We start from the raw sequence: 21,947 nt of genomic DNA on the forward strand, positions 1-21,947 counted from the left end.
CGGGGTGTGCTGCTGGTCACAGCGCTGCGGCGTCTGCCCACATCGCGTCGATCTGCTCCGGCGTCAGGCCGAGCGCCGACCCGATCTGGTCAATCAGCGGGTGGCTGCGCTCGTAGATCGTGGCGTCCTGCCACTCGATCAAAGCGACCTCCCGATCTGTCGGGTCCGGGATCGCCGCAATCGCGTCCTCCACCTGCGACGTGGAGATGCCAGCATACAGCAGTCCGAGGCGCAGCTGGCGGCGCGTCAGTGGCGGGATGGCTTGCGGCTGTGGCTCTGGCTCAGGCTCAAAGGGCAGCGCGTCGCCGAGACGGGCCGCTTCAGCCACGGCTTCATCCCAATAGGGATCAGATGGGATGACGTGGTACGGAAGCCCGTTCAGGTCGGCCACAAAGGTTCCGTCCGGTCGCCGATAGATGAGTAGGATCGTCATGCGATGCTCCATGCGAGACCGCTGTGGTAGATGTTCGACATGGGGACGCCAACCGTCGCCCCCCCTGCCGCTATGCCTGCGCTAACCGGGCCCGAGATCACACCAGACGCATTATAGGTGATCAAAAAATATGCGTATGTGCCGCCTGCCGGAAGGATTGCGGGCTGTCCCGGCGCACTGGACTGGAATGGGAGCCAGATGCCAGTGCCGATCGTGGATTTCGGGAGCGGAGCGGCTCCGAGTGTCGTGCGGGCCGCCGCAGCATCCGCATCGTCCAGAAGCGTGCGGGCGAATGCCGACAGCGTCGTATACGTCATTGACGACGCGCCGTTGAAATACGGCAAACGGTCTGCGGCAGCCGATACGCCGGACAGCGCCGTCAGGTTTGCATGCGACTGCTGTGCCTCAATGGCTGTGCGCGCACCTGACTGGCTTGCTGCTGTGAGCACACTCCTGCCGGTACTCGTAACGCCAAGGTTCGTCAGGGCGTTGGTGCGTTGCGTACTGTTCAGGCCCTGAGAGTCGGTGTCGTAGCGAACAGCGGCGTCGGCCATCGCCAAACTAGCGACAGATGCGGCGTCGAGCGAAATCGTCCTGTTGGAAGTGAGGTCGCCGCCGCCTGTCAGACCCGTTCCGGCAGAGATGGTGACGCTGGCGTTAGCCTTGCCATTCAGCGCGGCCTGCGTGGCGCTGCTGACCGGCTTGGCGAGGTCAGACGTGTTGTCAACGTTGCCGAGGCCAACGTCGGCCTTGGTCAGCGTCACCCACCCTGTGTCATAATCGGTTGAAGACGTCTTGGATAACACCTGCCCGGAGGAGCCCCCAGGCGCAACGCCAGGACCGGTGTCGCCCTTACCGAACGGAATACCGGGAGACCACCCCGAGGCTCCCTCACGAATATACAGCAGCCCTTCATCCGTAGACAGGAACGAAAACCCAACAGGCTCGCTGTCGTAAAGGCTTCTGTCTGCTAGTGGCCCTGTAGCGTTAACAGTAAAGCTGGCGCCTTGATCGCCTTTGTCTCCCTTAGGTCCCTGAGGCCCCATAGGACCTACCGAGCCCTGGGGACCAGGCACACCCTGGTCTCCCTTAGGCCCAGTCGGACCCTGCGGACCAGTCTCTCCGGGGGGGCCGGGCTCGCCCTGAGGCCCCGGATCACCCTTGGGACCCTGAGGGCCAACGAGGCCGGGCAGCACGCGCAGGCGCACGCGCTGCCGGTTAAGAAGAGCAACGCTCATCAGAAATTCCCTTCGGTGATGGTGATGATGCCGTCGAACAGCTGCGCCGCTTTGCCCGTCTCGATTTCGACAAGCCGCAGGCCGTGGCGATAGCAACCCGGCTCCAGCGCCAGCGACGGCGATGAAATGGTCAACAAAAACTCGCCATCGATCACGTCAGCGTCGATGCCGTTGTCACTGGTCAGGAGCGCCAGCTGCTGATCCTCGCGCCGGACTGAATACTCGGCACGGTAATCGTCCCACTCAATAGGCTCATCGGTGGCAGACGACAGCGCGACGGCGAATTCAAACGCCTCATCGTCGGTGAATGACAAGTCGACGGAATAGCCAGCACCGGCCATTGGCGGCTCCATAGAAAACGCCGCCCGGAGGCGGCTTGCTGAACAGGGGGGGGCGATGGTTGATCTATCCACCGCCGCTGGATGAGATGGCGCTTGATGAGCGGGTAGGGTGGCTGACGCTGCGTTACGTTTTCCGTTTGAACTGGCCGTGCTAGCGTCGCGGAATCGCTATGGGGGCTAAGCATGAGACTTGGGATTGTTGGGCTAGCGTGTCTGGTGCTGGCAGCGTGTGCGTCTAAATCGGAGAACATCGGCGCGGCATATGTCTCGCCCATGATCTACAAAGACTTCACTTGCGACGAAATCTCCTATGAGGCGCAACGTCTGTCGCAAAGGGCAGCGCAAGCTATTGGCGTTCAAGATCAGAAATCGACCAATGACGCTGTTGCTACAGGCGTCGGCATTGTCCTGTTCTGGCCCGCCCTGTTCTTTATCAAGGGCGATGGTGCGACCAGTGCTGAGGTAGCGCGCCTCAAAGGCGAGATGGAAGCCATTGAGCAGGCGTCCCGCATGAAAAAATGCGGAATCGAGTTCCGAAAGGCGACACGATAAGGCGATGGCGGCGGGAGCGTTATGGAGACGTTCCCGCTAACGATGGTAAAGGCTGAGTATGAAGATCCTCCCGCTCGACTTCTGGCTCACGTTCTCGGCAGTTATTGCCGCTAACCTGCTTACGGTCGGCTTCCTATACGGCGTTTACCTGCACTCGAAGCGTGAGAAGGGCGAGGATGACACGCCGTGGCATGTCATCTATGGCAGCATCATTATGCCTGGGGCCTTTTTGGTGATTGGGCTGTTACTCATTTCAACGCCCAAGTGAGCCTGCCTGGCCGCCCGCCACGCCAGCGTTACGTTTTCCGTTTGAACTGGCCGTGCTAGCGTCGCGGGATCACTCTGGGGGCTGGTGCGAGCCATCCGCCCAAAACGACTCATCACTGCCAACCCAAAGGACGCCGAATGAAATTCCGGTATGCCATGTACGGGCTTGCTGCCGGCTTGGTTCTCTGGTGGGTCGCGGATCAGTCTGCGCCGGGGGCTGTAATGCTACTGACTATGTTCACAGTGACGTTCGTGTACAACGCGCAGCTAGCTGTGAACGAACAGGAAGATGAGATCCGGAAGCTGAAAGACCGATTGGACAACGTCGAACGCCAGCGAGGCCAGCTTTGAAGTTCCCTACCGAATTCTGGTCCGTGTTCGCCGCCGTCATGATGGCTAATATGCTGACGGTGGCGCTGGTCTACGGCCTCTACCTGCATTCCAAGCGGGAGAAAGGGGAAGACGACACGCCTTGGCATGTCGTCTATGGCAGCATCCTGCTCCCGCTTGTTCTGCTGATCGCAGGACTTCACGCTGTGCTAACGGCGCGGTGATGCCGACTGACCACCGATAGCTCCGCTGCCAGAAACGAGAATCCGCTCTGCATTTTCCAGAAGCCGCATGATTGCCGGCCTTGCCGCTGCCATCTGGAAGGCGCGATCAATCATGGCGGGGTCGCTGCTGGAAAGCAGTTTCCCGACCTGTTGCGCCACTCGGGCGTCAATTTTGCCGCCGCCGTAACGCGCAGCAGCACCAAGTACAAACCCGATGCTCATTGAACTAGGGTCCATACCGCTCTGCCAGCCGGTGATGGCACTACCGACACCGCCGGCCATGCCCATCTCCATAAGTTGCCGCGTCGTCGTGCTGTTGCCCTGAACGGCTGTGCGCAGGCCATCCATGATGTTCTCAACGCGCAGGCGAGCTTCCAGCTTGGCAGCGCCCTGCGGCCCGAACACCATGCGGATGCGCTCACGCTCGGCAGGGCTGCGCATCAACTGATTGACGGCATTCAGGCGGTCAGGCGTCTCGCGCAGCTTCGATGCCAGAGCAGACGCATAGCCTTCTCTGAACAGGGCTTTCTCTGGCGCAGAGAACTGCCCCCACGCTTTCCTGTATGCTTCGTTTTGCCCCTTGGCCGTCAGGAACTTCTGGCCGGCCTCCAGCGCATCCTCCGCACCGAAAAACGCCGCTGCACCGGACCTGGCCGCAGCATACTCCGGCACAATTGCATCGAGTTTGGCGACAAGTTTCTGCTTTAGCGCCGTTGCGTCGGCAGCGGCGTTCCTGTTGCCGGCTCGTTTTGCGGCTTCAATGGTATCGTCCAGGTTCCGCTTGACGTAATCCCAGAACTGAAGCGACGGGATGGCGGTTGAGCCATCTGCCGCCTGCCGCAACACAACGTCGCCGGCATCCGTAACAACAAACGGATTGGTGACTGGCTTGAAACCGTCAGCCACAGCCTTGTTGTTGCCGGTGCGCGTAGCCTTACGGATAGCGTCTGCAACGTCTGGCGCGCGGGTCAGGGCGGCCAGTTCATCATCCCATACTCCAGTTGCGCCCTTGGCATACGCCGCAGCATAGCGTGGACGGTTTGCTGCGCGAGCAGCCGCCCGCAGCTTGTCGAGCGATTCAGTGGCATTGGCTCCGAGCGGAGACAGGCCAGCTACGTCATCGGCAATCCGGGTAGACTGCGTGGCGAAGCGTTCCGACACCACCTTGTTGAGCGCGTCGCGCGCCTCGGGTGACGTGTTAGCCGCGCTACGGGCAAGAGCGCGTGTCGTCTCGCCGCCCATGTCGGCCACGACAACTGGAACGCCTTCGGCTTGCAACGCCGCAAGCTCCTGCCGGGTCAGCATCTGGTTCCCAGCAGCAGCATCGCGGGATAGGGCTTCTTTGACCCGATAGCCAGCGCTGGCCTTCTTCGCCGCTGCGTCTGCGACCTTGCTCACGCCAGAAATCACGGCAGGAGCAACGAACCCGATCCCGCCACCGAGGGCCGCGCCTCGTGCGGCGCTTTCCAAATCGCCCCCGCTGCGTGTCAGCGCGTCCAGCCCGCCAATTGCGCCGCCAGAAATGCCGCCGGCGGCCATCCTTCGGCCAATGTTGCCCCCCACATCGCCCAGCAGCTTCGCGCCCATCGGCGTGTTGGCGACAGCACCCGTAGACACAAGCCCGCCAGCCAACTGAGTGCCGGCGTTGATGTATGGATGCGCTTCCTTTGCTCGCTCGCGATCCGCCTGCAACGCAGCAAGCCGGTTGCTGTAGCTTTCGCTGACGAATGGCTGACCGACAAGCACAGCCGCACGTTCAGCCGCACCAGTCAGGATCGGCCCGACAATCGGGATACCTTCGACAAACCCGCCGGCGGCTACGCCCACGCGGTCCGCCGCCGATGAGTACTTCGGAATGGTATGGCGGCTAACGTTCGGTCCGCTTTTGGTGACCAGACTGGCCCGCTGCGCCGCCTGCCACGCCTCCATTGCCGGGTCGGGCGTTGCAGCCTGCGCCTCGATCCCGGCTTTCTTCGCGTTGAGGCCGGCGGCCAGCGACGGGTCATTCTTCACGCTGCCGAGGTCAAAGCGCCCCGTGTCGAACTGCTGCGCGGGTGCCGGCGATGCGCTTTGCTGCGATGGCGCGTCAGGGTACGCATCCCACCAGTTGCCGCCAGTTGCCGGTGCACTCACGTTGCCGCCTGGTGACGGCGCGTCAGGATAGGAATCCCACCAGTTAGCCATTCGCACCCCCACTCAGGGCTTGATTTTGATTGCGCCATTGGGGGCTTGGAACGTCGTGCCCGATGGCAGCGCCTCCAGCTCCTGCGGTGACGACACGACAGGGATGTTTCCAGATTGCGGGCTGTTGCCTGCTTTGAAATATGTCCCGCCGCGCATCTCCTGCGCCCGACGCTCGTTGAACTTCAGCCGCCGTTCAGCAGCCGCGATGGCGCGCTTGTAAATCTGTTCGCGAACAGCCTTTGGCTGGCTTGCAGATCCCTGCATCTGTAACAGGATCGCGCGTTCACCTTCCGTCGGATTGCCGCCAAAGATCGTCTTGAGCGAGTTGAGCGCATTGCCGACAACAACATTTTCGAGTTCAGCCGTCGCCTGCCCCTGTTCCTTTGAGGCGACGCCATCAGGGACCATCCAGTCAGGCAGGTTATTGGCCACCCATGCCCGGCCACTGGCTCCAAAGCCTTCGAGCGCCTTGTCGCTCAGTTTGAGCGCGGTTTTCAGGCTGTTGATCGCGCCCTGATTGGCCTCAACCATCTCGTCTGCTTCGAGGATGGCCTTCTTGTCCGTGGCGGTAAGCGGTTGCTGATCCTCGCGGGGCATTTTGCCGGTAAGCACATATGACTGATACGCCGGCGATCCTGGGGTAAGGCCGAGTTGTTCCGCGACCACTGCTCGATCTGCGGCCTCACGCTGCATCTTGTCCCCAGACAGACCCTGTTCTGCCTGTCGGATCTTCAGATCGTTGAGCGCCATCGTCTGCGCGGTCGTCGGATCAGCCCACTTGGCCAGTTCGTTGTAACGCTGCTCCAGCACCTTGATCTGAGCGGGGTTAAGCCCCGGCGTAGCGGCGATGACCTGTTGGATACGACGCATGCCGGCCTGCGCCTGCTGTGGCGTCATGGGCGCGCGGACAGATGACTGACCCTGCCCCGGCACCGCGAAGCCCTGCGCTGGCCGCGCTCCTTCGGCTGGAGCGTCAGCCTGCGCCACCTGCGTCTGCTGCTGTCCAGTTGCAGCTTGAATGGTGTTTGGCTGCCCTTGGAAACGAGGCAGGTAGGCCATCGCTGTCTTGAGCCGGGCATTGTACTCAGGCGAATTCCCCTGATACCCAGCAAACCGCCAGGCGTTGGCCATGATGCGATTGGCCTCATCGACCGACTTGGCCGCGTTCAGGCGCGGAATCAATGTCGGGTCTTCGCTGGCAAGGAAAGCCGCCTGCGTCTCAGGGCTGATAGCCCCGATTTTCTCGCCTCGCTGCTGGGCGAATTTGTAAAGGTTCCGCAGCCGTTCATTGCGCCATGAGAACAGACCGCCAGACGTGCCAGCTTTGCCGCTCTGCGACGGATCAGACCACGTGCGATTGGCGTTCTGTGGCGACCAGCCAGATTCACGCTTGCCATAAGCCGCGACGGTCGCGAGGCCGAACGGATTGTTCAGCCCGGACTCTCGCAGGGCCGACATGAAGCGCGTTTCGATCTGGTTCGGTGTGCCGAGGTTGACCGCAGGCGCAGGAGCCCCGCCGACGGCAATGCCGCCACCGGGCGCGTTCAGGTCGGTCATGCCACCGCCAAGAGCGCCAGCCACGGCTGCGCTCGCCGCCTTCTGCTGCTCCAGCGTGCGCCCGAGTTCAAGCGCCTTCAGGCCATTGGTGACGTCACCGGCAGCCATCAGGCCTTGGGCCGCTCCGGCGTAATCCCCCGCAGCTAGACGCTGGCCCAGCCCAGCCAAGGCGTTGCGCTTCCGCTCTTCCTCGTAAGCGTCGCCAAAGCCCGTGACCGCGCTGTTGAGGTTCCTGAACGCGCCATCGAAGGAATACGCTGCCATCAGAAGAACCCCGCCTTTTTGAGCGACGACGCGCCGCCAAGAACGGTGCCCAGCGCGTTGATGCCGAAGTTGAGGTTGCTGGCGAGCGCATCCTGTCCCGCCCGGCCAGCCGTCTGCGCAGACTGCGAAATGCTGTTCAGGTAGTTGTTGTTGCTGCCGACGTTCAGGCCAGCGCCCTGCATCCAGACGTTGCCCTTCTGAGCGCCTGCGCCCGCGTACAGATCACCGATGCCGCGCTCAAGCTGAGCCTGCTGACTGGTGGCGTTAGCGCCGAGCTGCGCAAGGTTGCCATAGCCAGCCAGTCGCGTCTGAGCGCCTTGCAGCCAGGTATTCTGGCTGGTGTTCTGGCCGTTCACCCAATTCCAGTAGTCCTGATTGGCAAGCTGCGTCGCACGGTCCTGAATGGCCGTGGCGGTGTTGCCGCTGCCAAGCATGCCCATTGCTGACTGTTTGCGGGCCACAGCGTCAATGGCCTGGTCACGCTGGTATTCATAGCCCGGCGATGAATTGAATGCTGCGCGGGCGCGCGCAGTGCCTTCTGCGCCGCCATAGCCGTAAATGTCATCCTGCCGCGCGCGATACTGGTCATTGGCTGCGCCGATATCGCCTAGCGTGGTGTTGTACTGGCCGACAGCATCCAGCCCAGACTGCACCCACGGCTGGAAGCGGTCGATTGCGCCCGTGTAATAGGGCACCGCCTGATCGACGCCAGAACCGATCTCGTTAAGCGCCTGCCCACGAGCTTCAGCGATCAGAGCATCATTGCGCTCACGTTCCTTCTGAGCCTCGCCAATCTGCCACATCGCCAAGCGGCGTTGGGATGATCCAGAGAAAAGTGCCATGGCGCTATCCTATTTCGAGAACTCTTTGGCGATGATCAGGCAGCCGCTGATATGGATCCCGGTCGCGGCGACAGTCTTGACGAGTTCGACGCTGTACGTGTGGGATCCGGCGGATGGTGTGCGGACGTGAATTATGCTGGTCGCACCGTAGCGGCTCGCCGCACTAGACCCCGTGCCGTTTTGGGCGTGGTTAATCGGGGTGTCGGAGATGATGTTTCCATCCTCGCGGACACGCAGAACGAACTGGTCAATGGCTGCGTAAGCGTTCGCATCGCCCTTGAATTGGGCGTAAATTTCGAGAAATCCGGTACCCCTGAATGTCGGGGTAATTGATGCCGAGGTCCCTCCTTCGGCGGCCCAGGCACGGGAGACGGCGCTGTCGCTTAGCTTATCGTTGAAGACCGTGCCCGTGACTAGCAGATCGCCATTGATTACGACGTTTGACGTGATTTCCAGGAGATAGGTTGCGCCAGCACCATCAGCACGCTTCACGCCGGTGAAGACAAAGCCGCCATATGATCCCCCGACGTAGCCCTGCACCGCATACTGGACGCCAAGGCCATTCACGGACGTCATCAGGCTGGAAATGGACGCGGTGTGACCGCCGACCGTCGTGGATAGACTGCTGATCGAACTCGCCAGAGCACTATCGCCGTTCGCGCGCGCAGTCTGCTCCGCTGTTATCGCGGCGGTGTTACTGCTGACAGTCGCCGTCAAGCTGCTGATGCTACTTGCCAGCGCACTGTCACCGTTCGCGCGCGCAGTCTGTTCACTGATGATGGCCGCTGCGTTTGCGCCAACACCAGCCTCAACAGCAGTCACACGCGACGCCAGAGCCTCGCCAGCGCCGACGACAGCACTCATGTCATCCTGAACGCGGGCGAATGCGTCAGCAGTCTCCTGCTCAACTGTCGTCACCTTGCGTTGCAGGTCCACGGTCGTTTTGACCATCCAACTGCGCGACGCCTGTTCCCAATCCAGCATTGCTGTAGTCGGGAATCCACCGCCATCAATCCGCCGCACCTCGCGTGGCATGACGTAAGGCGCGGTGAGCGGATCGACCTCAAGCGGAACAGTTCCGGTTGTATAGTCTGGATCGTCAGCCATTAGCCTGATGGCCTCGCGTCAGGGTCAGGGATGCTAGCGCCAAGAAAAGCGAAATCCTTCGCCGTGTCGGTTGTGATCCGCACGCGAAGCCCGTGATGCGTGCTCATGCCAAGGCGATTGACGCGCACCGGCCACGTCTCAGCATCTTTCAGTGAGCGAGTAACGGGCGTGGACCATGTTTTTCCGCCGTCATGCGACCACGACACAGCCACGTCGGCGTCTGTCTCGGTGAAATCCATGAACAGCGACGGGATGGATACGCGCGCCGGGTATTCCTTCACCGGGCCGGACTCCAGATGCACCGGCATGGCCGCGCCGTTCTCGGTAAAGACGGATCCAGAGAACGTCAGAATGTCGCCTGTGAGGCGATCCGCGACCAGCCAGCGGTCAGTGTCGAACCACGTCGGGCCACCACGCCAGCCGGTTGCGCCAGTGCTGGTGCGCTCATTCCACACGCGGCCCGTCGTGTCATATTCCCACGACCCCTGATCCGACGTGATGATGACGAATCCCACGCCGCGCCAGACATAGGCCGACATGCGGATTGACGCCCGGTCAGACGCCTGGATGAAGCGCTCCACGTCCGGGGTGGAAATCCGCGCCGTTTCGTAGCCGCTCAGAGCGCGCACGGTGAAGTCGGACCCCACGAAAAAGATGGGGTTATTCCACGCCTCGTCATTGCCGATTGCGGCCATCGGAGCGATGACGCCTACAGGTAGCACCGTCGCAGCGCGCTGCATCGGGTAGGGCATCGTGCCCGCGTTCTGGTACGGCTCAATCGTGGACTCGCCCATGGCGTACAGCAGCGACCCGGCGGCAATCACACGTCGCAGGCCATCGGCCCGGCTCTCTGCCGTGGTGAAGCTGAGCGCGTTAACGTCCGTGCTGTTCAGCTCGCTGGCAAACAGCCGGCCATCCGGCACGGTGAAGTGAAAATACCCACCCAGAAACTCGACGCTGTTGACCGTCGCCGGCAGATCAGCGTCTGGGTAGGCCGAGACGGCGCTTGACCCGATGACGTAAGCCCCGCCAGACGCCCGCACAGCCACAATGTCGGGCGTGGACACACCATCAGTCGTGCGGTTGTTGCGCGCCAGCGTCACGCCGTCGGTGCCGGGAATTGAGCCTGTCAGCGTGGTTACGGTCGACCCGCTGATGCGAACCACCGCGCCATCATAGACAATCACCCACTCGTCATTGACCTTGAGCGCGCCGCGAACGCCGCTCTTGCCGGTGGACAGTACATGCACGAGGCCGGGCGAACGGCGCACCACGTCACGGTCGCCGTCCTTGTCAACCCATGCGTTGATCCGCCGACCGTCGCCCTCACCGGGGCGCGATCCAGGCGTGGAATTTTTGGGGAAGGGAACTGCCACCATCAGAGGCGACCCTGCCGACGTGACGCGCCGAGCAACGAGCGATCAACCTTGAGGCGAGCGCCAGGCACGCCCTTGCCGATGCGGGCGATGGTGCGCAACCGGGATTCAGCCCGCTCGATCACCTGATATTCGCGACCACGGCCAAACGCCGGCGCGCAGGTTTCAACCAGAATGTCTGTCAGCAGCTGGAAAACCTGATCGTCAATATCGTCAGCCGGCGGCACATAGATGACATTGCGCTGGGCCAGATCGGCCAGCACGCTCTCTAGCCGCCGCTCAACAAGCGCCGCGTCAGAAGCACCGGCAGTCTGGCCGGCATAGAGCACGCCAAGGTCTTGCAGCACCGCGTCAATCAGTTCGGCCTTGCTTGCCATGTGATGCCCTCAGAAATGGATAGGGCGGCCCGTAGGCCGCTCCTTTTGTCGTGATGGTATCGGAAGGCGTCAGGACGCAGCGCTGCCGCTGACGCGGATCGCAAGGCGCGGATCGACGGCCTTGATGCCGTAGAGAATGTCCAGGCGGTACCGCGACACGTCGTTGGAGCCGTCATAGTACGGGACCAGACGGGCCGAGATGCCCTTGTAGGACTCGCGGGCCACATCGACAGCGCCGGGCGGCGCGACCAGCGGAGCCATCACAAGAGCGAAGGCGTTCTTGTGGAAGATCATCGACTGGCGGTAGCCGGTGGAGGCCGCGCCAACGAGCGTGATGGCCTTGTTGTCCAGATCGGTTACGCCAGCCTTCACGGCGACAGTCTGGTGCGCGCCGCTCCAGATCATCGCAGGCGTGATCTTCAGCGAGGCGATGGCGCTGCCGGAGCCAGTTGCACCTTCAACGACGGTGAACTGCTTCAGGAAAGGCAGCGGCTGCTTCGTCACCGGGTTGACGTCATACACGTCGGCAATGGTGAATACGTCACCAGCCGCCAGCGTCTGCGTGGCACCGCCAAGGCCGTCAATGCTGATGGTCTGGACGTTGGTGTCACGCACCGCTTCCCACGTCACAGTGGCTGCGGTGATCGAGCCGTTGACCGCAATGGACGAGCCAGAGCGCGAACCAGTGGTGAACGTGGCGACGTTCTGGCTCATGAAGGTGTTCACGCCAGCAATGTTGCCAAGCGCGCCTTCACGGTAGGCACCGCGAGCGGCGTCCTGCACGTAAAGGTTCGTCTGCGAGCCGAGCAGGCCCCAGAAGTCAGACGGGGCAAGGAAGGCAGAGCGGTCGCCCTTCGGGACGCCGAGCTCGTCCAGGCGCTCGACGGCGGCGGCGAAATCCTTGAAGCCCTTGATGCTCTCGCCGGGAGTGCCGACCCAATTCGGAACGGACGTGGCGAGGCTGAGCAGGTCTTTGTCCACCTGGTTGGCAAGCTGGATCATCGCCGGGCGAATGACGCGCTCCGACAGCTCGGTGATGTCGAGCGTCAGTTCCTTCGACGTGAAACTGAAGTCGATACCCTTCTGCTTGTCGATCACAAGCGAGGTCTTGCCCTCGCTCACGTCCTGATTGGACGCCACAGCGCCATCGCGAACGGTGAAGTCGGCCGGGCGGCGAATGGTGATGGTGTCGCCAACCTCATAGCCATTCACGGACTTGGAAAATTCATCCTCGTATCCGCGATAGACGGCCTTGGCCGCGCCGAGTTCGTTTTCAAGGATGCGAACGGCAGCCTTGGCGATGAGGGAAGTCTGGAGAGTGCGGTTTGCCATTGGTCAGTCTCCGCCCGTCAGCCGTATTTCGCTTTCAGCCACGCTTCCAACTTTGCTTCATCGGATGCAGGGCCAGCGCCGCCCTTGATCGGGGCGGTCGGCGGAGGGGCTTTAGAAGTGCGGTTTGCGGTGGGCAGGCTCAGCTTGGCCTCCAGTCGCCCGATAGCGCGCGCGGCAGACAGCGGGTCCATGGCGTTAAGCCGTTGGAGGTCCGCCGGATTTTTCGCGAGATGGTACTTGAGCAGTGGCCCCTTATCGGACTCGATAACAAGCCGGGTAACGGCATCAGATGCGGGCATTGCGCCAGCCTGCGCCATCGTCTGCACGTAGTCCGGGATGGCCTTCGCCACCTCAGCCTCGCGCTCGCGGAAGTCTTCCAAAGCGATCTGCTGTGCAGCCGTCATCTGCGCCTGACGCGCGGCTGCGTTGCGCTTCGCTTCCTTTTCTGCCAGCCGTCGATCAATTTCGTAGGCCGTCATCGCGCGCTCATACGCGAAATAATCCTCGAAATCCTCGATCTTTGGCGGCTCGCCCACTTCCGCTTCAACCGCTCGCCTGATCGCCTCACTGTCAGCGGGAACAGGCCCGCGACTGCGCTGCAATTCCAGTTCAGCAGTCAACTCAGCGATTTTGCGCTTGAGCCGGTCAACGCCTGACCGCCTCTTGCGCTTCTCGCCATCCTCTTGCTCGTCGCCATCATCGCCTGCGGCGTCTGCGCCTTCGGCGTCTGCTTCAGCCTCCTGTCCTGTTTTGGCCTCGTCCGTCGTTTCGGTCGTGACCTCAGACTGTTCGGCTTCGGCCTGCGGCTCATCGGCCACTGGCACGTCTACCTGGTCGTCATCCTGCATTGCTGTGCTCACAAAAAAGCCGCCTCAAAGGGCGGCGCCCGTCATCGCGACTGGCGCGTCATGCGCCTGCCTGCGTGAAGGTCAGACCGGCGCTTGGCCGGGATCGTCAGGGCCAACCAAAGAGCCGCCCTGCGGCGGCTCTGTCGGCATCATCTCTGGATCAATCGCCATCTCAGGCGGCGCGCCCATCGTATCGGGCGGCAATTCCTGTGGCATGTCCTGCGGCGGCTCTGGCGGCTGTTGCAGCATGGCGAACAGGTCGCCCACGACAGCCTGCAATTCCTGAACAGCCCCGGCGATTTCGTCCACGCGAGGATCAGCGGCTGGCTGCGGCGCGACTGGCTCTGCCGGCATGCTCGCGGCAAGCTGCGCCTCCATTGCAAGCCGCTCCAGTTCAATCTGCGCCTTCTGCGCGTCAGCCTCTGCTTTCGCAGCCAGAGCCAGTTTCTGGCGCGTCTCAGCGTCCTTGGCGGCCATCTCCATCTGCATGGCCTGCTGTTCAGCCGGCGATGGCTCAGGCGGCGGGGCAGGCTGCTCTTTGCTGTCCTGCGCAATCAGTTGCTGGATTTGCGGCGGGGCAATCGCCTTCAGGCGTTCGGCCATCTTGTCGGCCATCGGCCAGTCCTGCGCCTGCACGTACAGATCGCCAATAGCCGGGAACAGTTGCGGAGCCGACTGAACCAGTTCCCGCATACCCTCGCGGGCTTCCTCGCGCCGCGTGGTGTAGCTCGGACCCATAGACAGCGTTACGTCATAGCTGCCAACGGTCAGGTCATTCAGGATCGGCGCAGCGCCTTCAACAGCGATGCCGTTCGGCTGGTTGATCGCCAGTTCTTCAATGGTCCCGTCTTCGCCGGCAATGCGCAGCGTGCGCGCCGTGTCGTAAATGCGCGGGATCAGGTCAACGAGAATCTCGCCCGTGCGCTGGATCGCATAGGTGAAATGATCCACGTACACAAACGCGCCTACGTCGCCCTCACGCTGGCGAGCGAGAATGGCCTTGCCAGACGTTTCGTTAGACTGAGCGCCGAGCGAAGCATCGTAAATGCCGATGGTCCGCTTAATGTCTTCTGCGGCAAGGCTGATCTCCTGCAAAAGCGCAGGCGACGGGACAGGCGGCTGCTCACGCGACGGGCGCTGACCACCATTGGCCGGGTCAGGCGTGTAGCGCAGATATGGCAGGCTCGCGCTGTTGGCGATCTGCCATTCATCCTCGTATTCCTCGAAATTCTTCTCAGTGCCAACGTACGGCACTTTCGGCTGGAGCGCGGTCAACTCAATCTGCGCTGAACGCCCGTAATTGTACAGCCGCTGCGGATCACGGGCGAAGCGGATCGCACCATATCGGATGCGCCGGCGACCGATTGTCTGCTCATTGCCGATCACCGGCACAATCGGGATATGACGCCCGACGTGGCGCGTGGGCGCCTCAAGCACTTCACCGCATGAGATAACAGCGCGCCAGACTTCATCGACCGTGCGAGCGTCTTCACGAGCGACCATATCGGCAGCGCGGGCCGCCTCGACAATCTCAGCGTTCTGCTCAGCGCGGCGCTCGTTCGGGTCGTCCAGGTCATAGACGCTGCCATTCTTGAGCAGCACGAGGCGGTGCTTGACGGTCTTCTTATACCAGTACTCAGCCACGCGAATGTGGTCGTCAGACGCCCACAAGCCACCGTCTATGGCATAATTCGTCGTCCAGTCCTGAACTGTCTTGCCTGGGTAGCGGTCCTTGAAAGCCGCATGGCTCATATCAACCGGCACGAAGCACCAGCGGGCGTCAGAGCGGGCGAGGTCCGTGCTGTCCGGGTCCCAGATCACGGACACGCCGTCGTCAATCAGCGCCAGCCGAATATCCTGGTCAAACGTCGTGTCGGAGGCGTATTCCGTCATGACGCGCCAGTGAGCGATGCCACAGACAACCTGGCTATCAGCGGCCATCGAATAGACAGCAGACTGCGCCTTGCTGCGGTTTTCGATGTAGCGGATCACAGCCGACAGCGCTTCGGCAGTCTCCGGGTCAGCGTTGTCGTCAACGCCGACGCATTTGATGGCCGGACGCATCTGGCGCATGTCGCCCGTGATCTGGCGCGTGTACGTCGGCAGGGCATTGATGGTCACGCATGGACGGCCCTCGCGGACACGCCTCGCCTCATCTTCCCACTGGTTCAGGCCAGCGTGGAATTCCAGGTCATAATACGCCTCGCGGATATTCTCGCGCTCGCGCTCATAGCCGGAGTTGTAACGCTCATGCGCAAGACGCAGGAACTCACCGTCGTCAGCGGTCGTGCTCTCTGGCTTCTTGTCGCTTTCCGCCATGCTCATGCACCCATCCAGCCGCCGCGCGCATAACCAGCGGGACGTTTCTTTTCGCGCTTAACCTTGGGCTCTTCGTAGGCCACGCACATCAGGCCAAAGGCATCGGCCGCGTGCGATGACCAGTCGTGTTCAGGCCCAAGGTCGATGCCGCGTGCCTCATCCCGGCGCGCGTGATAAGCGCCCAGCGCCTCGCGACCGGCTTCCGTCTTCGCTTCATCGAACCAGATGGCGGGGAACATGCGCCGGGCAGCTTCAATGCGAGCCATTGCAGCGCCGCGCCCTTGGTTCGGTACAACGACGACCTCAAAGCCTGCCTGCCGCAGCGCGCTCTCATATGACACGTCGAAAACGCGATCCTGCGTCGCGCCGTCATGCGGCAGGATGCACAGCGCCTTGCCATAGCCATTGTCGCGAAGCCAGTTGACGTGCGTGGCGAGCGGCTGCCCCTGCGCCTCGTAGTAGTCGAGCACGCGGATTTCGCGCCCGACAAACTGGCATATCCAGATCGAGCAGGCGTCGGCCTTTGCGCCGGTGCCGCCAATGTCCCAGACGGCGCGAACCTGCATCAGCGGATCAGCGACCACGCGGCAGATGCGGCCCTCGCTCCTCGCCTGCGTCAGACTGGCGGCGTAGTAAGCGCCGACGCTCACCGTAGCGTAATCGCCCTCCCAGATGTGGTCGTACTGGTCAGGCGACATGCGCAGACAGTCCTGCCGTTCCTGCTCCAGTTCCGGCGTGAACCATGGATTGTCGCGCCAGTTGGCCTGCACCACGACGGCTCCAGTGGGCCGCTCTGGCCCGCGCAGCATCACATCAACCGGATCAACGCGCCGCTTCGGATTCCATGACCACCACATCTGCGCTCCAGCCGCGCGCATCGTCGGGCGCAGCAGGCTGATTGAGCGAGCCGTGGCCGTGTGAGCCTCTTCCCACCATGCGCGACGGAAGCCTTCCAGCGACTTCACGCTGTCGGCGCTGTAATCGTTCATGCCCTTGAAGATGATGATGCCGTCGCCTGGCGTCTGGATCACGTCGCGGAACACTTTGAAGCCATCCGCCTCGCCAAGCCCGAACGCCACCAGCTTCGCCTCAATGAGCGCCTTTGCTGATTGCGTCAGATCCTTCTGCACCTCACGGATGCAGAGCGCTCGCATCCCCTCGCCAATCTCACCGGGGGCAGCCAGGCAATCCTCGATCATCAGGCCAGCGAAGAAATGGCTCTTTCCTGAGCCGCGACCGCCGAACGCCCCCTTGTCTCGCGCAGGCTCCAGCAATGGCAGGAAAACCTCAGCCGTTGGAATCTGTATCCTTCGGCCTGACAACGACTCTCTCCACCGCTGTAATCGGAATAGCGCCGCCGTTTGGTCCGCTGATTTCCTGCTGCGTTTTCTCGCGCCAGTCGTCGGGGAAACGGTTCTTCATGTTGAAGATGAAGGCTGTTGCGTTGAAGCCAGGAACAAGCCCGAACGTCGCCTTGCGTCCTTCACTTTCCCACCAGCCCTGAGCTAGCGAGACAGCCTCCTTTACGGCGCTCAAAAACTCGGGGTTTGCTTCTGCCCAATTGTCGAGGGTGTTGCGGCTCACACCAAGTGCATGCGCCATTTCCGCCTTGCTTGCTCCCTCGCGGCCAAGCTGGATTACGCGCTCGCAATACTCAGGGCGGTATTCTGTAGGCCGTCCGCCTTTCGGCTTGTCACTCATTGCGCGACCTGTGCTGTTATCTGGAGAAGCCACTCGATGCTGAGTGAGACGTAAGCCTCCGGCGAAGGCCGCCTTGTCGTGACAGTGCCTTGTGCTGAAGCTGTGCTCATAAGGACGCAGTTAAGAGCGCAGGTTCATGCAAGTGGCGGTTATTTCCGGATCCGAACGTCGCCGTCGCCAGCGAGGGAGTGTATGGGCAGTTCTGCGACATGCCCAGGTCGTCAGTGCTCCCGGTTACGGGGAGCGCTAGGCGCAGACACGGTTTGCGCGATCAATCATAGCCACCAGGGGGGAGGGCAGAGAGAGACCGACCGCGCAATTACTACACCCCACATCGCGGCTAGTGGTACGATGCACGCTTGTACTCAAGCGAAGCCAGACTATGCGTCTCGGCTGGGGTGGATTAGCTTGCGCCGCCGTGGTCTGTGAACGTGCGCTGGGGCAGAACCCGCTGGGCTCACCTGATCCCCGCTGCGCTCTGCCAAGGCGGTCGCAATCTCAGAATCAACAAGCGGGGCGCTTGACCCGGCTCAATGGCGGACTCCCACCAGAAATTTCGGCCCCGATAATGCGTCACGCGCGCGCGGTTGTCAAGCCCCTCTGCATAAAACGCCACACAGTGTTCAGCGTCTCGCGCAGCGCCACCACGTCACAAGCCGCTGGGGGTATGTCGAACACGCATACCGCAGGCAGTAGCTTGTTTGCGGTGAAGTGCTGGCCGCGCTCAGCGAAAGCCTCCTGCAATCCATCCATGCGGGCGCGCAGCAGGTCAATCGCGTGCCAGTTCTCGTTGTCGTTGCCGTGGGGAAGGCGGAAATTGCTGGCGGCGACGAACTCGCTCAGGTGCGCGCTCACGCGAGGCGGCGTGATGCCGGTGATGTGCCGGTGATAGGACAGCCAGAGCTTGCCGTACCACTCTGCTGCGTCGTGCTGGATCTGGCTGATCTGCCCTGCGGCGAACAGTCGGCCTACAGAATAGCCCAAAAATGGATTCTTAGGGTCGCTGAAGCCCCTTCGATGGGGCTGGGCTATGGCGACAGCCAGAATCTGTTCTTGCGTCTCCACGGGCTTCCTGTGGGCTTTTGCGATGCGACCCGATGCGGAGCGGATCACACCCGCCACGGGCTTGCGACCAGACTTGCGCTTGAGCTTGAGCTTGAGCTTCGACATTCGGGCGTCCTTGGGCAGTGATGGGCTTGGCGTCGGCTGGCTTCAGATCGGGATGGGTGTCCTGATCGGGTCATACGTTTTGACAGTCGGCGCGGGGACGCCGCGCAGGTGGCGGGCGAAAGCCAGGTAGTTGATCCCGTCGTCGTAGCTGTCGGCGTGGCCGGGATTGCCAGCGAGGCGGGCCAGCTTGACCGCGTGAAGCACCAGAGCCACGTCGGCGGGGTCCAGCGCCTTGCCGATCAGTGCGCCGGCAATCGTGGCGGCTCTGGCGAAGCTGTCTTCGATGCCGCCGTAGGGCTGGCCGCGCTGGTCAACGATGGCGGCGCAGTGGTCGAGGATAGAACGGACTGGATGCGTCATTCTGCGTCTCCCAAGCCAGCCTCAGCGGCCTTGCGGCGCAACTCGTCGGACACTGCGCGCAGGATCGCTGCGGCGCGCTCTGGATCGCAGGGCCTGGCGCAGCGATCAGACGCTGCCTGTCGGCGCTGTTCCGCCTCACGCCGGGCCATCGCGTGCCTGGCGGCGGATTCCTCGCAGGCGGCTTTCACTTCGGCCATGGACGGCATCCATTTGCACTGGACAGGCAGGCCGGATCGCGGGCTAACCACATCGGCCAGCACGTAGGCCGGGTAGTCGCTCATGAGCTGAACCATGGCGGCGGCGAACAACTTCACGTCGCCCACGTCCTTCTGCGGGAAACATCCCATCAGCATGCGGGCGTAGCTGGTTGCCTCAGTGACCGAAACCGCGTCCGGTCGGCGGAAACCCACCGTGCTCTGCGGCCTCTGCGATGGCATGGAGTTCTGCGAGTGCGTCAGAGATTGCGTGGCCATTGCGGCGCTCCTGATGCTTGGCGAAGGGGATGATCTGGGTTTTGCGGCTGGCGGCCTGCTCTGCATCACGGCGAAGCCAGCCGGTGAATGTCCGGTCCCAGTCTGCTTTTCGGGCGACGGCACGATTGCGGTTGCCAATGGCCCAATCCCGCATGGCGTCTGCCCGGCGATCCACCCACGCTGCGTCCAGTCCGTACTGGCGGGCGAGGTCGTAGTGGGATGCCTTGGGCGACCAGTCGTCAGGGATGGTAGAGCCGCGCGAATTGGCGGCGCGTGGCGCGGGCTGCGAAGCAGTGCGCGCATCCCTCCTATTTTCTTCTTCTAGCCTCTGGCTTCTGGCTTCTGGCTTCTGGGCTTTAACCCGGGGGTTAACCCCCTTTTCCGCTAACCCATTGTTTTTTAAGGCGGGGTTGCCGCCAAGTTTGCCGTTATTCTTGTCTCGTTCGGCCTTAAAGTTATCGCGAAGTATGCGTCGAGATGTGACGAAGTTTTCGTCGTTCCTCGTAAACACGCCTGCGTCTTCCAGCTCGCGCATCAGCCTGCGGATGGTGCGCGGATCATCTCCGAGCACAGCCGCAAGGTCGCGCTCAGTCGGGTTTTGACCGTTGAAGTGCAGGCGACCGTCACCGCCCTGATGGATCAGGCAAATAATGTCGATCCAGAGCGAGCGAGCGGCGCGAGAAACGCGCTTGAGCGTGACTTCCGACTGCCAGTCAGCCGGGTAAAATTTGAGCCACGGCTTGCTCATGGCCTGCCATCCTGTGATTGCAGCGCCTCATAGACGCGGATCGCGTCGTTCGGTGCGTGTTGCGTCAGGGAGATGCCGGAGCGCTCGACAGCCTTGGCCGCGCGGCGGATGCCGTACAAGATGCTCGAATGATCGCGGTTCATCCGCATGCCGATGCCTGTCAGACTCATCAGCAGCCCATGACGGGCGACGAACCAGATAGCGTGCCGGGCGTTAACCAAGGGGGGAGATCGCCCGGCGACTGCCTGAAGGCTGGCCCTTGTGGCTCCTGCGTGCTCACACACAGCCTTCTCAACATCGAGCAGCGACCACTTGGCGCTGCCGACCAGGAGGATGTCACGCTCTCCCCTCGCACGCAGGTCAGAGAGCATGGCGTTGGTGCGGGCAAGCTTTTCAGCCATCTCGCGGCGCTGGCGTTCCGCCAGCGCCTGCGCTCGCTTGATACGCCTTCGCTCGCGCTCTCTGGCTTTGCGGTGGGCTTCGCGTTGGGCGCGCTCTTCGGCCATACGCACGGCGCGCTCTTCCGCCGCCTTGCGTTGGGCCTCTGCGGCTAGAGCCGCCTCGCGCTCTGCCTTCTTGCGCGCCTTATAGGCCCGGTCTGACGCGCGCTTGCGCTCCTTGCGCTCTTCCGCCGCCTTGCGCTCTGCCTTCTTGCGTGCCTTATAGGCCCGGTCTGACGCGCGGGCGGAATCAGCCCTGACAGACGTCGGCACAAGCCCATAGAGCTGCATCAATTCCGCTGTTGTGTAGAACCGGATCGGGGCGTTCATCGCGCATCCCTCCGAACGACTGTCCCATCCATGCGGCGCTTCCAGCCGGACGCCTTGCTGCCTGGGATCGGATTGCGGGATTTCGGTTTGATGCCGAGGTGAATGGCGCGCACGCGGTCGGTTTTGGCGCGGGTCTTCGCCTCGCCAGCCGTCTTGACCGCATGGCAACGGATATGCGCTGGCCGCATGTTGGACGGCTCGTCAGCACCGCCGAGCCAGAGAGGCTTGCAATGCTCAACGTCCCACGGCTCGCCCACCTGTATGCGCAGTGAGCAAATATGGCAGACGCCACCAGCCGCATCGAACACGCGGACACGCTGGGCAGCGGTGAGGCTCTTGCGCTTCATGCCGCCACCTCCGCTCGCAGAGGGATGCGCCAGTCATTCAGCGCGACCTGAACGTCTCCGACAGACCGCACAACGGCGTAGCAGACGCTATTCTGGCCAGCCCATTCCGCCCATGCCTTCTGGCTTGGCGACAACGCGCCGCCATTGGCTGGCTTGATTTCCAACAGGCCACACCAGGAGCCGGGACCGAACACCACCATGTCCGGCACGCCAGCCTTGACGCCCATTGCCTTGAGCATCGCACCAGTGCGGGCATCGCGCGCGCCGCCGTTCGGAACGTGCGTGTAGCGGTATTCCTCCGGCAATGCGCAGTCGAGAAAGGCGGCGATGGCCTTGTGCGGGCCAAGCTCCCGCTGAACCCTCTTGCGCCTCTGAGGCTTTGCGATAATCATACGGCCTCCGTAGAGTCGTGGAATCGGACGCCGTGCCGGGCGCCGTATTCGTGAATTGCTTCGATCAGGTCAGACATTTGCCGGACCGTGAGGCGGGAAGACCGGAAGCCGAGTGGGAACGGCCCCGATCCATCCAGCCCATCTGCGAACTGCACCTGGTGGCCTAGCGCGTGCATGAACGCGCATTTCCAGGTCTCAGGCGTCCAGTGCCGGCCTTCCGGCTTTGCGCGACTGATTTCGCTGAGAAGTGACCAGAGAAGCGCGTTCTGCTCGTTGGTGCGCGTGGCGGCTTTTACAGTCACCACGGCGTCAACTGGTGCGCGATCAATCAGGGTCTTTGCGAAGGCCCGTTGCGATGCGCCGCGTAGGATCACTGTCTGCGCCATGGATCGCCC

Annotated in this window: 26 protein-coding genes; 4 read left to right on the top strand and 22 right to left on the bottom strand. The window is 62.4% G+C overall.

From position 1 onward, the window contains the following. Positions 1 to 16: 16 nt before the first annotated feature. From ACFFJB_RS14655 to ACFFJB_RS14665, 3 genes are all read right to left on the bottom strand, one after another. On the bottom strand, positions 17 to 433 hold the full coding sequence (locus ACFFJB_RS14655; RefSeq protein WP_376832470.1) for a hypothetical protein: 417 nt from the start codon (positions 431 to 433) through the stop codon (positions 17 to 19). Beyond that, on the bottom strand, positions 430 to 1,197 hold the full coding sequence (locus ACFFJB_RS14660) for a hypothetical protein (RefSeq protein ID WP_376832472.1): 768 nt from the start codon (positions 1,195 to 1,197) through the stop codon (positions 430 to 432). The genes ACFFJB_RS14655 and ACFFJB_RS14660 overlap by 4 nt, the downstream gene beginning before the upstream one ends. 473 nt (positions 1,198 to 1,670) lie before the next feature. Continuing rightward, positions 1,671 to 2,012, bottom strand: coding sequence for a hypothetical protein (locus ACFFJB_RS14665; protein WP_376829133.1), 342 nt, complete (start codon positions 2,010 to 2,012; stop codon positions 1,671 to 1,673). Between the two features lie 273 nt (positions 2,013 to 2,285). Here ACFFJB_RS14665 and ACFFJB_RS14670 point away from each other — a divergent pair, with 273 nt between their 5' ends. The 4 genes from ACFFJB_RS14670 to ACFFJB_RS14685 all read left to right on the top strand — a co-directional run bounded on the left by ACFFJB_RS14670 (position 2,286) and on the right by ACFFJB_RS14685 (position 3,385). Beyond that, positions 2,286 to 2,564: a hypothetical protein gene (locus ACFFJB_RS14670; protein ID WP_376829135.1), complete on the top strand. Its 279-nt coding sequence runs from the start codon at positions 2,286 to 2,288 to the stop codon at positions 2,562 to 2,564. 58 nt (positions 2,565 to 2,622) lie between these two features. Further along, positions 2,623 to 2,832: a hypothetical protein gene (locus tag ACFFJB_RS14675; protein WP_376829137.1), complete on the top strand. Its 210-nt coding sequence runs from the start codon at positions 2,623 to 2,625 to the stop codon at positions 2,830 to 2,832. A 137-nt stretch (positions 2,833 to 2,969) separates the two neighbouring features. After that, positions 2,970 to 3,182: a hypothetical protein gene (locus ACFFJB_RS14680; RefSeq protein ID WP_376832473.1), complete on the top strand. Its 213-nt coding sequence runs from the start codon at positions 2,970 to 2,972 to the stop codon at positions 3,180 to 3,182. Continuing rightward, positions 3,179 to 3,385 (top strand): hypothetical protein, encoded by a 207-nt coding sequence (locus ACFFJB_RS14685; protein ID WP_376832475.1) that lies wholly within the window; start codon positions 3,179 to 3,181, stop codon positions 3,383 to 3,385. Before ACFFJB_RS14680 ends, ACFFJB_RS14685 begins: the two co-directional genes overlap by 4 nt. Here ACFFJB_RS14685 and ACFFJB_RS14690 read toward each other — a convergent pair. From ACFFJB_RS14690 to ACFFJB_RS14780, 19 genes are all read right to left on the bottom strand, one after another. Beyond that, entirely contained in the window at positions 3,371 to 5,569 is a 2,199-nt protein-coding gene (locus ACFFJB_RS14690; protein WP_376832477.1) for a hypothetical protein, read from the bottom strand. The two genes, ACFFJB_RS14685 and ACFFJB_RS14690, sit on opposite strands and share 15 nt — an antisense overlap. 12 nt (positions 5,570 to 5,581) lie before the next feature. Continuing rightward, complete coding sequence (locus ACFFJB_RS14695; protein ID WP_376832479.1) at positions 5,582 to 7,390, bottom strand: phage tail tip lysozyme; 1,809 nt, start codon at positions 7,388 to 7,390, stop codon at positions 5,582 to 5,584. After that, positions 7,390 to 8,232: a hypothetical protein gene (locus tag ACFFJB_RS14700; RefSeq protein ID WP_376832481.1), complete on the bottom strand. Its 843-nt coding sequence runs from the start codon at positions 8,230 to 8,232 to the stop codon at positions 7,390 to 7,392. The genes ACFFJB_RS14695 and ACFFJB_RS14700 overlap by 1 nt, the downstream gene beginning before the upstream one ends. 9 nt (positions 8,233 to 8,241) lie before the next feature. Then, on the bottom strand, positions 8,242 to 9,339 hold the full coding sequence (locus ACFFJB_RS14705; RefSeq protein ID WP_376832483.1) for a hypothetical protein: 1,098 nt from the start codon (positions 9,337 to 9,339) through the stop codon (positions 8,242 to 8,244). After that, positions 9,339 to 10,718: a packaged DNA stabilization protein gene (locus ACFFJB_RS14710; RefSeq protein WP_376829202.1), complete on the bottom strand. Its 1,380-nt coding sequence runs from the start codon at positions 10,716 to 10,718 to the stop codon at positions 9,339 to 9,341. The genes ACFFJB_RS14705 and ACFFJB_RS14710 overlap by 1 nt, the downstream gene beginning before the upstream one ends. Then, positions 10,718 to 11,092, bottom strand: coding sequence for a hypothetical protein (locus ACFFJB_RS14715; RefSeq protein ID WP_376829150.1), 375 nt, complete (start codon positions 11,090 to 11,092; stop codon positions 10,718 to 10,720). Before ACFFJB_RS14715 ends, ACFFJB_RS14710 begins: the two co-directional genes overlap by 1 nt. 69 nt (positions 11,093 to 11,161) lie before the next feature. Beyond that, complete coding sequence (locus ACFFJB_RS14720; protein WP_376829152.1) at positions 11,162 to 12,424, bottom strand: P22 phage major capsid protein family protein; 1,263 nt, start codon at positions 12,422 to 12,424, stop codon at positions 11,162 to 11,164. A 17-nt stretch (positions 12,425 to 12,441) separates the two neighbouring features. Beyond that, the gene (locus tag ACFFJB_RS14725; protein WP_376829204.1) at positions 12,442 to 13,272 is read right to left on the bottom strand and encodes a hypothetical protein; all 831 of its coding nucleotides are present in this window, start codon (positions 13,270 to 13,272) and stop codon (positions 12,442 to 12,444) included. An 81-nt stretch (positions 13,273 to 13,353) separates the two neighbouring features. Then, positions 13,354 to 15,597 (bottom strand): portal protein, encoded by a 2,244-nt coding sequence (locus ACFFJB_RS14730; RefSeq protein ID WP_376829154.1) that lies wholly within the window; start codon positions 15,595 to 15,597, stop codon positions 13,354 to 13,356. Further along, positions 15,594 to 16,865, bottom strand: a complete 1,272-nt coding sequence (locus ACFFJB_RS14735; protein WP_376829156.1) for a phage terminase large subunit — start codon at positions 16,863 to 16,865, stop codon at positions 15,594 to 15,596. The genes ACFFJB_RS14730 and ACFFJB_RS14735 overlap by 4 nt, the downstream gene beginning before the upstream one ends. Positions 16,866 to 16,878: 13 nt before the next feature. Continuing rightward, positions 16,879 to 17,292, bottom strand: a complete 414-nt coding sequence (locus tag ACFFJB_RS14740; protein ID WP_376829158.1) for a hypothetical protein — start codon at positions 17,290 to 17,292, stop codon at positions 16,879 to 16,881. Positions 17,293 to 17,865: 573 nt separating this feature from the next. Beyond that, positions 17,866 to 18,462, bottom strand: coding sequence for a hypothetical protein (locus ACFFJB_RS14745; protein ID WP_376829159.1), 597 nt, complete (start codon positions 18,460 to 18,462; stop codon positions 17,866 to 17,868). Between the two features lie 42 nt (positions 18,463 to 18,504). Then, positions 18,505 to 18,822, bottom strand: a complete 318-nt coding sequence (locus ACFFJB_RS14750) for a DUF6378 domain-containing protein (protein WP_376829161.1) — start codon at positions 18,820 to 18,822, stop codon at positions 18,505 to 18,507. Then, positions 18,819 to 19,145, bottom strand: coding sequence for a hypothetical protein (locus ACFFJB_RS14755; RefSeq protein WP_376829206.1), 327 nt, complete (start codon positions 19,143 to 19,145; stop codon positions 18,819 to 18,821). Before ACFFJB_RS14755 ends, ACFFJB_RS14750 begins: the two co-directional genes overlap by 4 nt. 49 nt (positions 19,146 to 19,194) lie before the next feature. Next, on the bottom strand, positions 19,195 to 20,043 hold the full coding sequence (locus ACFFJB_RS14760) for a hypothetical protein (RefSeq protein ID WP_376829208.1): 849 nt from the start codon (positions 20,041 to 20,043) through the stop codon (positions 19,195 to 19,197). After that, positions 20,040 to 20,813, bottom strand: coding sequence for a helix-turn-helix domain-containing protein (locus tag ACFFJB_RS14765; RefSeq protein WP_376829166.1), 774 nt, complete (start codon positions 20,811 to 20,813; stop codon positions 20,040 to 20,042). Before ACFFJB_RS14765 ends, ACFFJB_RS14760 begins: the two co-directional genes overlap by 4 nt. Next, the gene (locus ACFFJB_RS14770) at positions 20,810 to 21,160 is read right to left on the bottom strand and encodes an HNH endonuclease (RefSeq protein WP_376829168.1); all 351 of its coding nucleotides are present in this window, start codon (positions 21,158 to 21,160) and stop codon (positions 20,810 to 20,812) included. Before ACFFJB_RS14770 ends, ACFFJB_RS14765 begins: the two co-directional genes overlap by 4 nt. Continuing rightward, positions 21,157 to 21,552 (bottom strand): VRR-NUC domain-containing protein, encoded by a 396-nt coding sequence (locus ACFFJB_RS14775; RefSeq protein ID WP_376829170.1) that lies wholly within the window; start codon positions 21,550 to 21,552, stop codon positions 21,157 to 21,159. Before ACFFJB_RS14775 ends, ACFFJB_RS14770 begins: the two co-directional genes overlap by 4 nt. Continuing rightward, positions 21,549 to 21,938, bottom strand: coding sequence for a recombination protein NinB (locus ACFFJB_RS14780; RefSeq protein ID WP_376829172.1), 390 nt, complete (start codon positions 21,936 to 21,938; stop codon positions 21,549 to 21,551). The genes ACFFJB_RS14775 and ACFFJB_RS14780 overlap by 4 nt, the downstream gene beginning before the upstream one ends. Positions 21,939 to 21,947 lie beyond the last annotated feature (9 nt).

It is taken from the genome of Camelimonas abortus, from assembly GCF_042432745.1.
Lineage (GTDB): Bacteria > Pseudomonadota > Alphaproteobacteria > Rhizobiales > Beijerinckiaceae > Camelimonas > Camelimonas abortus.

Bases quoted from the DNA above. Each gene is read 5' to 3' on its own strand.
- ACFFJB_RS14705 (WP_376832483.1), bottom strand. From the start codon at position 9,339: ATGGCTGACGATCCAGACTATACAACCGGAACTGTTCCGCTTGAGGTC.
- ACFFJB_RS14680 (WP_376832473.1), top strand. From the start codon at position 2,970: ATGAAATTCCGGTATGCCATGTACGGGCTTGCTGCCGGCTTGGTTCTC.
- ACFFJB_RS14765 (WP_376829166.1), bottom strand. From the start codon at position 20,813: ATGAACGCCCCGATCCGGTTCTACACAACAGCGGAATTGATGCAGCTC.
- ACFFJB_RS14690 (WP_376832477.1), bottom strand. From the start codon at position 5,569: ATGGCTAACTGGTGGGATTCCTATCCTGACGCGCCGTCACCAGGCGGC.
- ACFFJB_RS14775 (WP_376829170.1), bottom strand. From the start codon at position 21,552: ATGATTATCGCAAAGCCTCAGAGGCGCAAGAGGGTTCAGCGGGAGCTT.
- ACFFJB_RS14675 (WP_376829137.1), top strand. From the start codon at position 2,623: ATGAAGATCCTCCCGCTCGACTTCTGGCTCACGTTCTCGGCAGTTATT.
- ACFFJB_RS14710 (WP_376829202.1), bottom strand. From the start codon at position 10,718: ATGGTGGCAGTTCCCTTCCCCAAAAATTCCACGCCTGGATCGCGCCCC.
- ACFFJB_RS14760 (WP_376829208.1), bottom strand. From the start codon at position 20,043: ATGAGCAAGCCGTGGCTCAAATTTTACCCGGCTGACTGGCAGTCGGAA.
- ACFFJB_RS14740 (WP_376829158.1), bottom strand. From the start codon at position 17,292: ATGAGTGACAAGCCGAAAGGCGGACGGCCTACAGAATACCGCCCTGAG.
- ACFFJB_RS14695 (WP_376832479.1), bottom strand. From the start codon at position 7,390: ATGGCAGCGTATTCCTTCGATGGCGCGTTCAGGAACCTCAACAGCGCG.
- ACFFJB_RS14725 (WP_376829204.1), bottom strand. From the start codon at position 13,272: ATGCAGGATGACGACCAGGTAGACGTGCCAGTGGCCGATGAGCCGCAG.
- ACFFJB_RS14665 (WP_376829133.1), bottom strand. From the start codon at position 2,012: ATGGCCGGTGCTGGCTATTCCGTCGACTTGTCATTCACCGACGATGAG.
- ACFFJB_RS14670 (WP_376829135.1), top strand. From the start codon at position 2,286: ATGATCTACAAAGACTTCACTTGCGACGAAATCTCCTATGAGGCGCAA.
- ACFFJB_RS14715 (WP_376829150.1), bottom strand. From the start codon at position 11,092: ATGGCAAGCAAGGCCGAACTGATTGACGCGGTGCTGCAAGACCTTGGC.
- ACFFJB_RS14780 (WP_376829172.1), bottom strand. From the start codon at position 21,938: ATGGCGCAGACAGTGATCCTACGCGGCGCATCGCAACGGGCCTTCGCA.
- ACFFJB_RS14745 (WP_376829159.1), bottom strand. From the start codon at position 18,462: ATGTCGAAGCTCAAGCTCAAGCTCAAGCGCAAGTCTGGTCGCAAGCCC.
- ACFFJB_RS14730 (WP_376829154.1), bottom strand. From the start codon at position 15,597: ATGAGCATGGCGGAAAGCGACAAGAAGCCAGAGAGCACGACCGCTGAC.
- ACFFJB_RS14770 (WP_376829168.1), bottom strand. From the start codon at position 21,160: ATGAAGCGCAAGAGCCTCACCGCTGCCCAGCGTGTCCGCGTGTTCGAT.
- ACFFJB_RS14750 (WP_376829161.1), bottom strand. From the start codon at position 18,822: ATGACGCATCCAGTCCGTTCTATCCTCGACCACTGCGCCGCCATCGTT.
- ACFFJB_RS14720 (WP_376829152.1), bottom strand. From the start codon at position 12,424: ATGGCAAACCGCACTCTCCAGACTTCCCTCATCGCCAAGGCTGCCGTT.
- ACFFJB_RS14655 (WP_376832470.1), bottom strand. From the start codon at position 433: ATGACGATCCTACTCATCTATCGGCGACCGGACGGAACCTTTGTGGCC.
- ACFFJB_RS14700 (WP_376832481.1), bottom strand. From the start codon at position 8,232: ATGGCACTTTTCTCTGGATCATCCCAACGCCGCTTGGCGATGTGGCAG.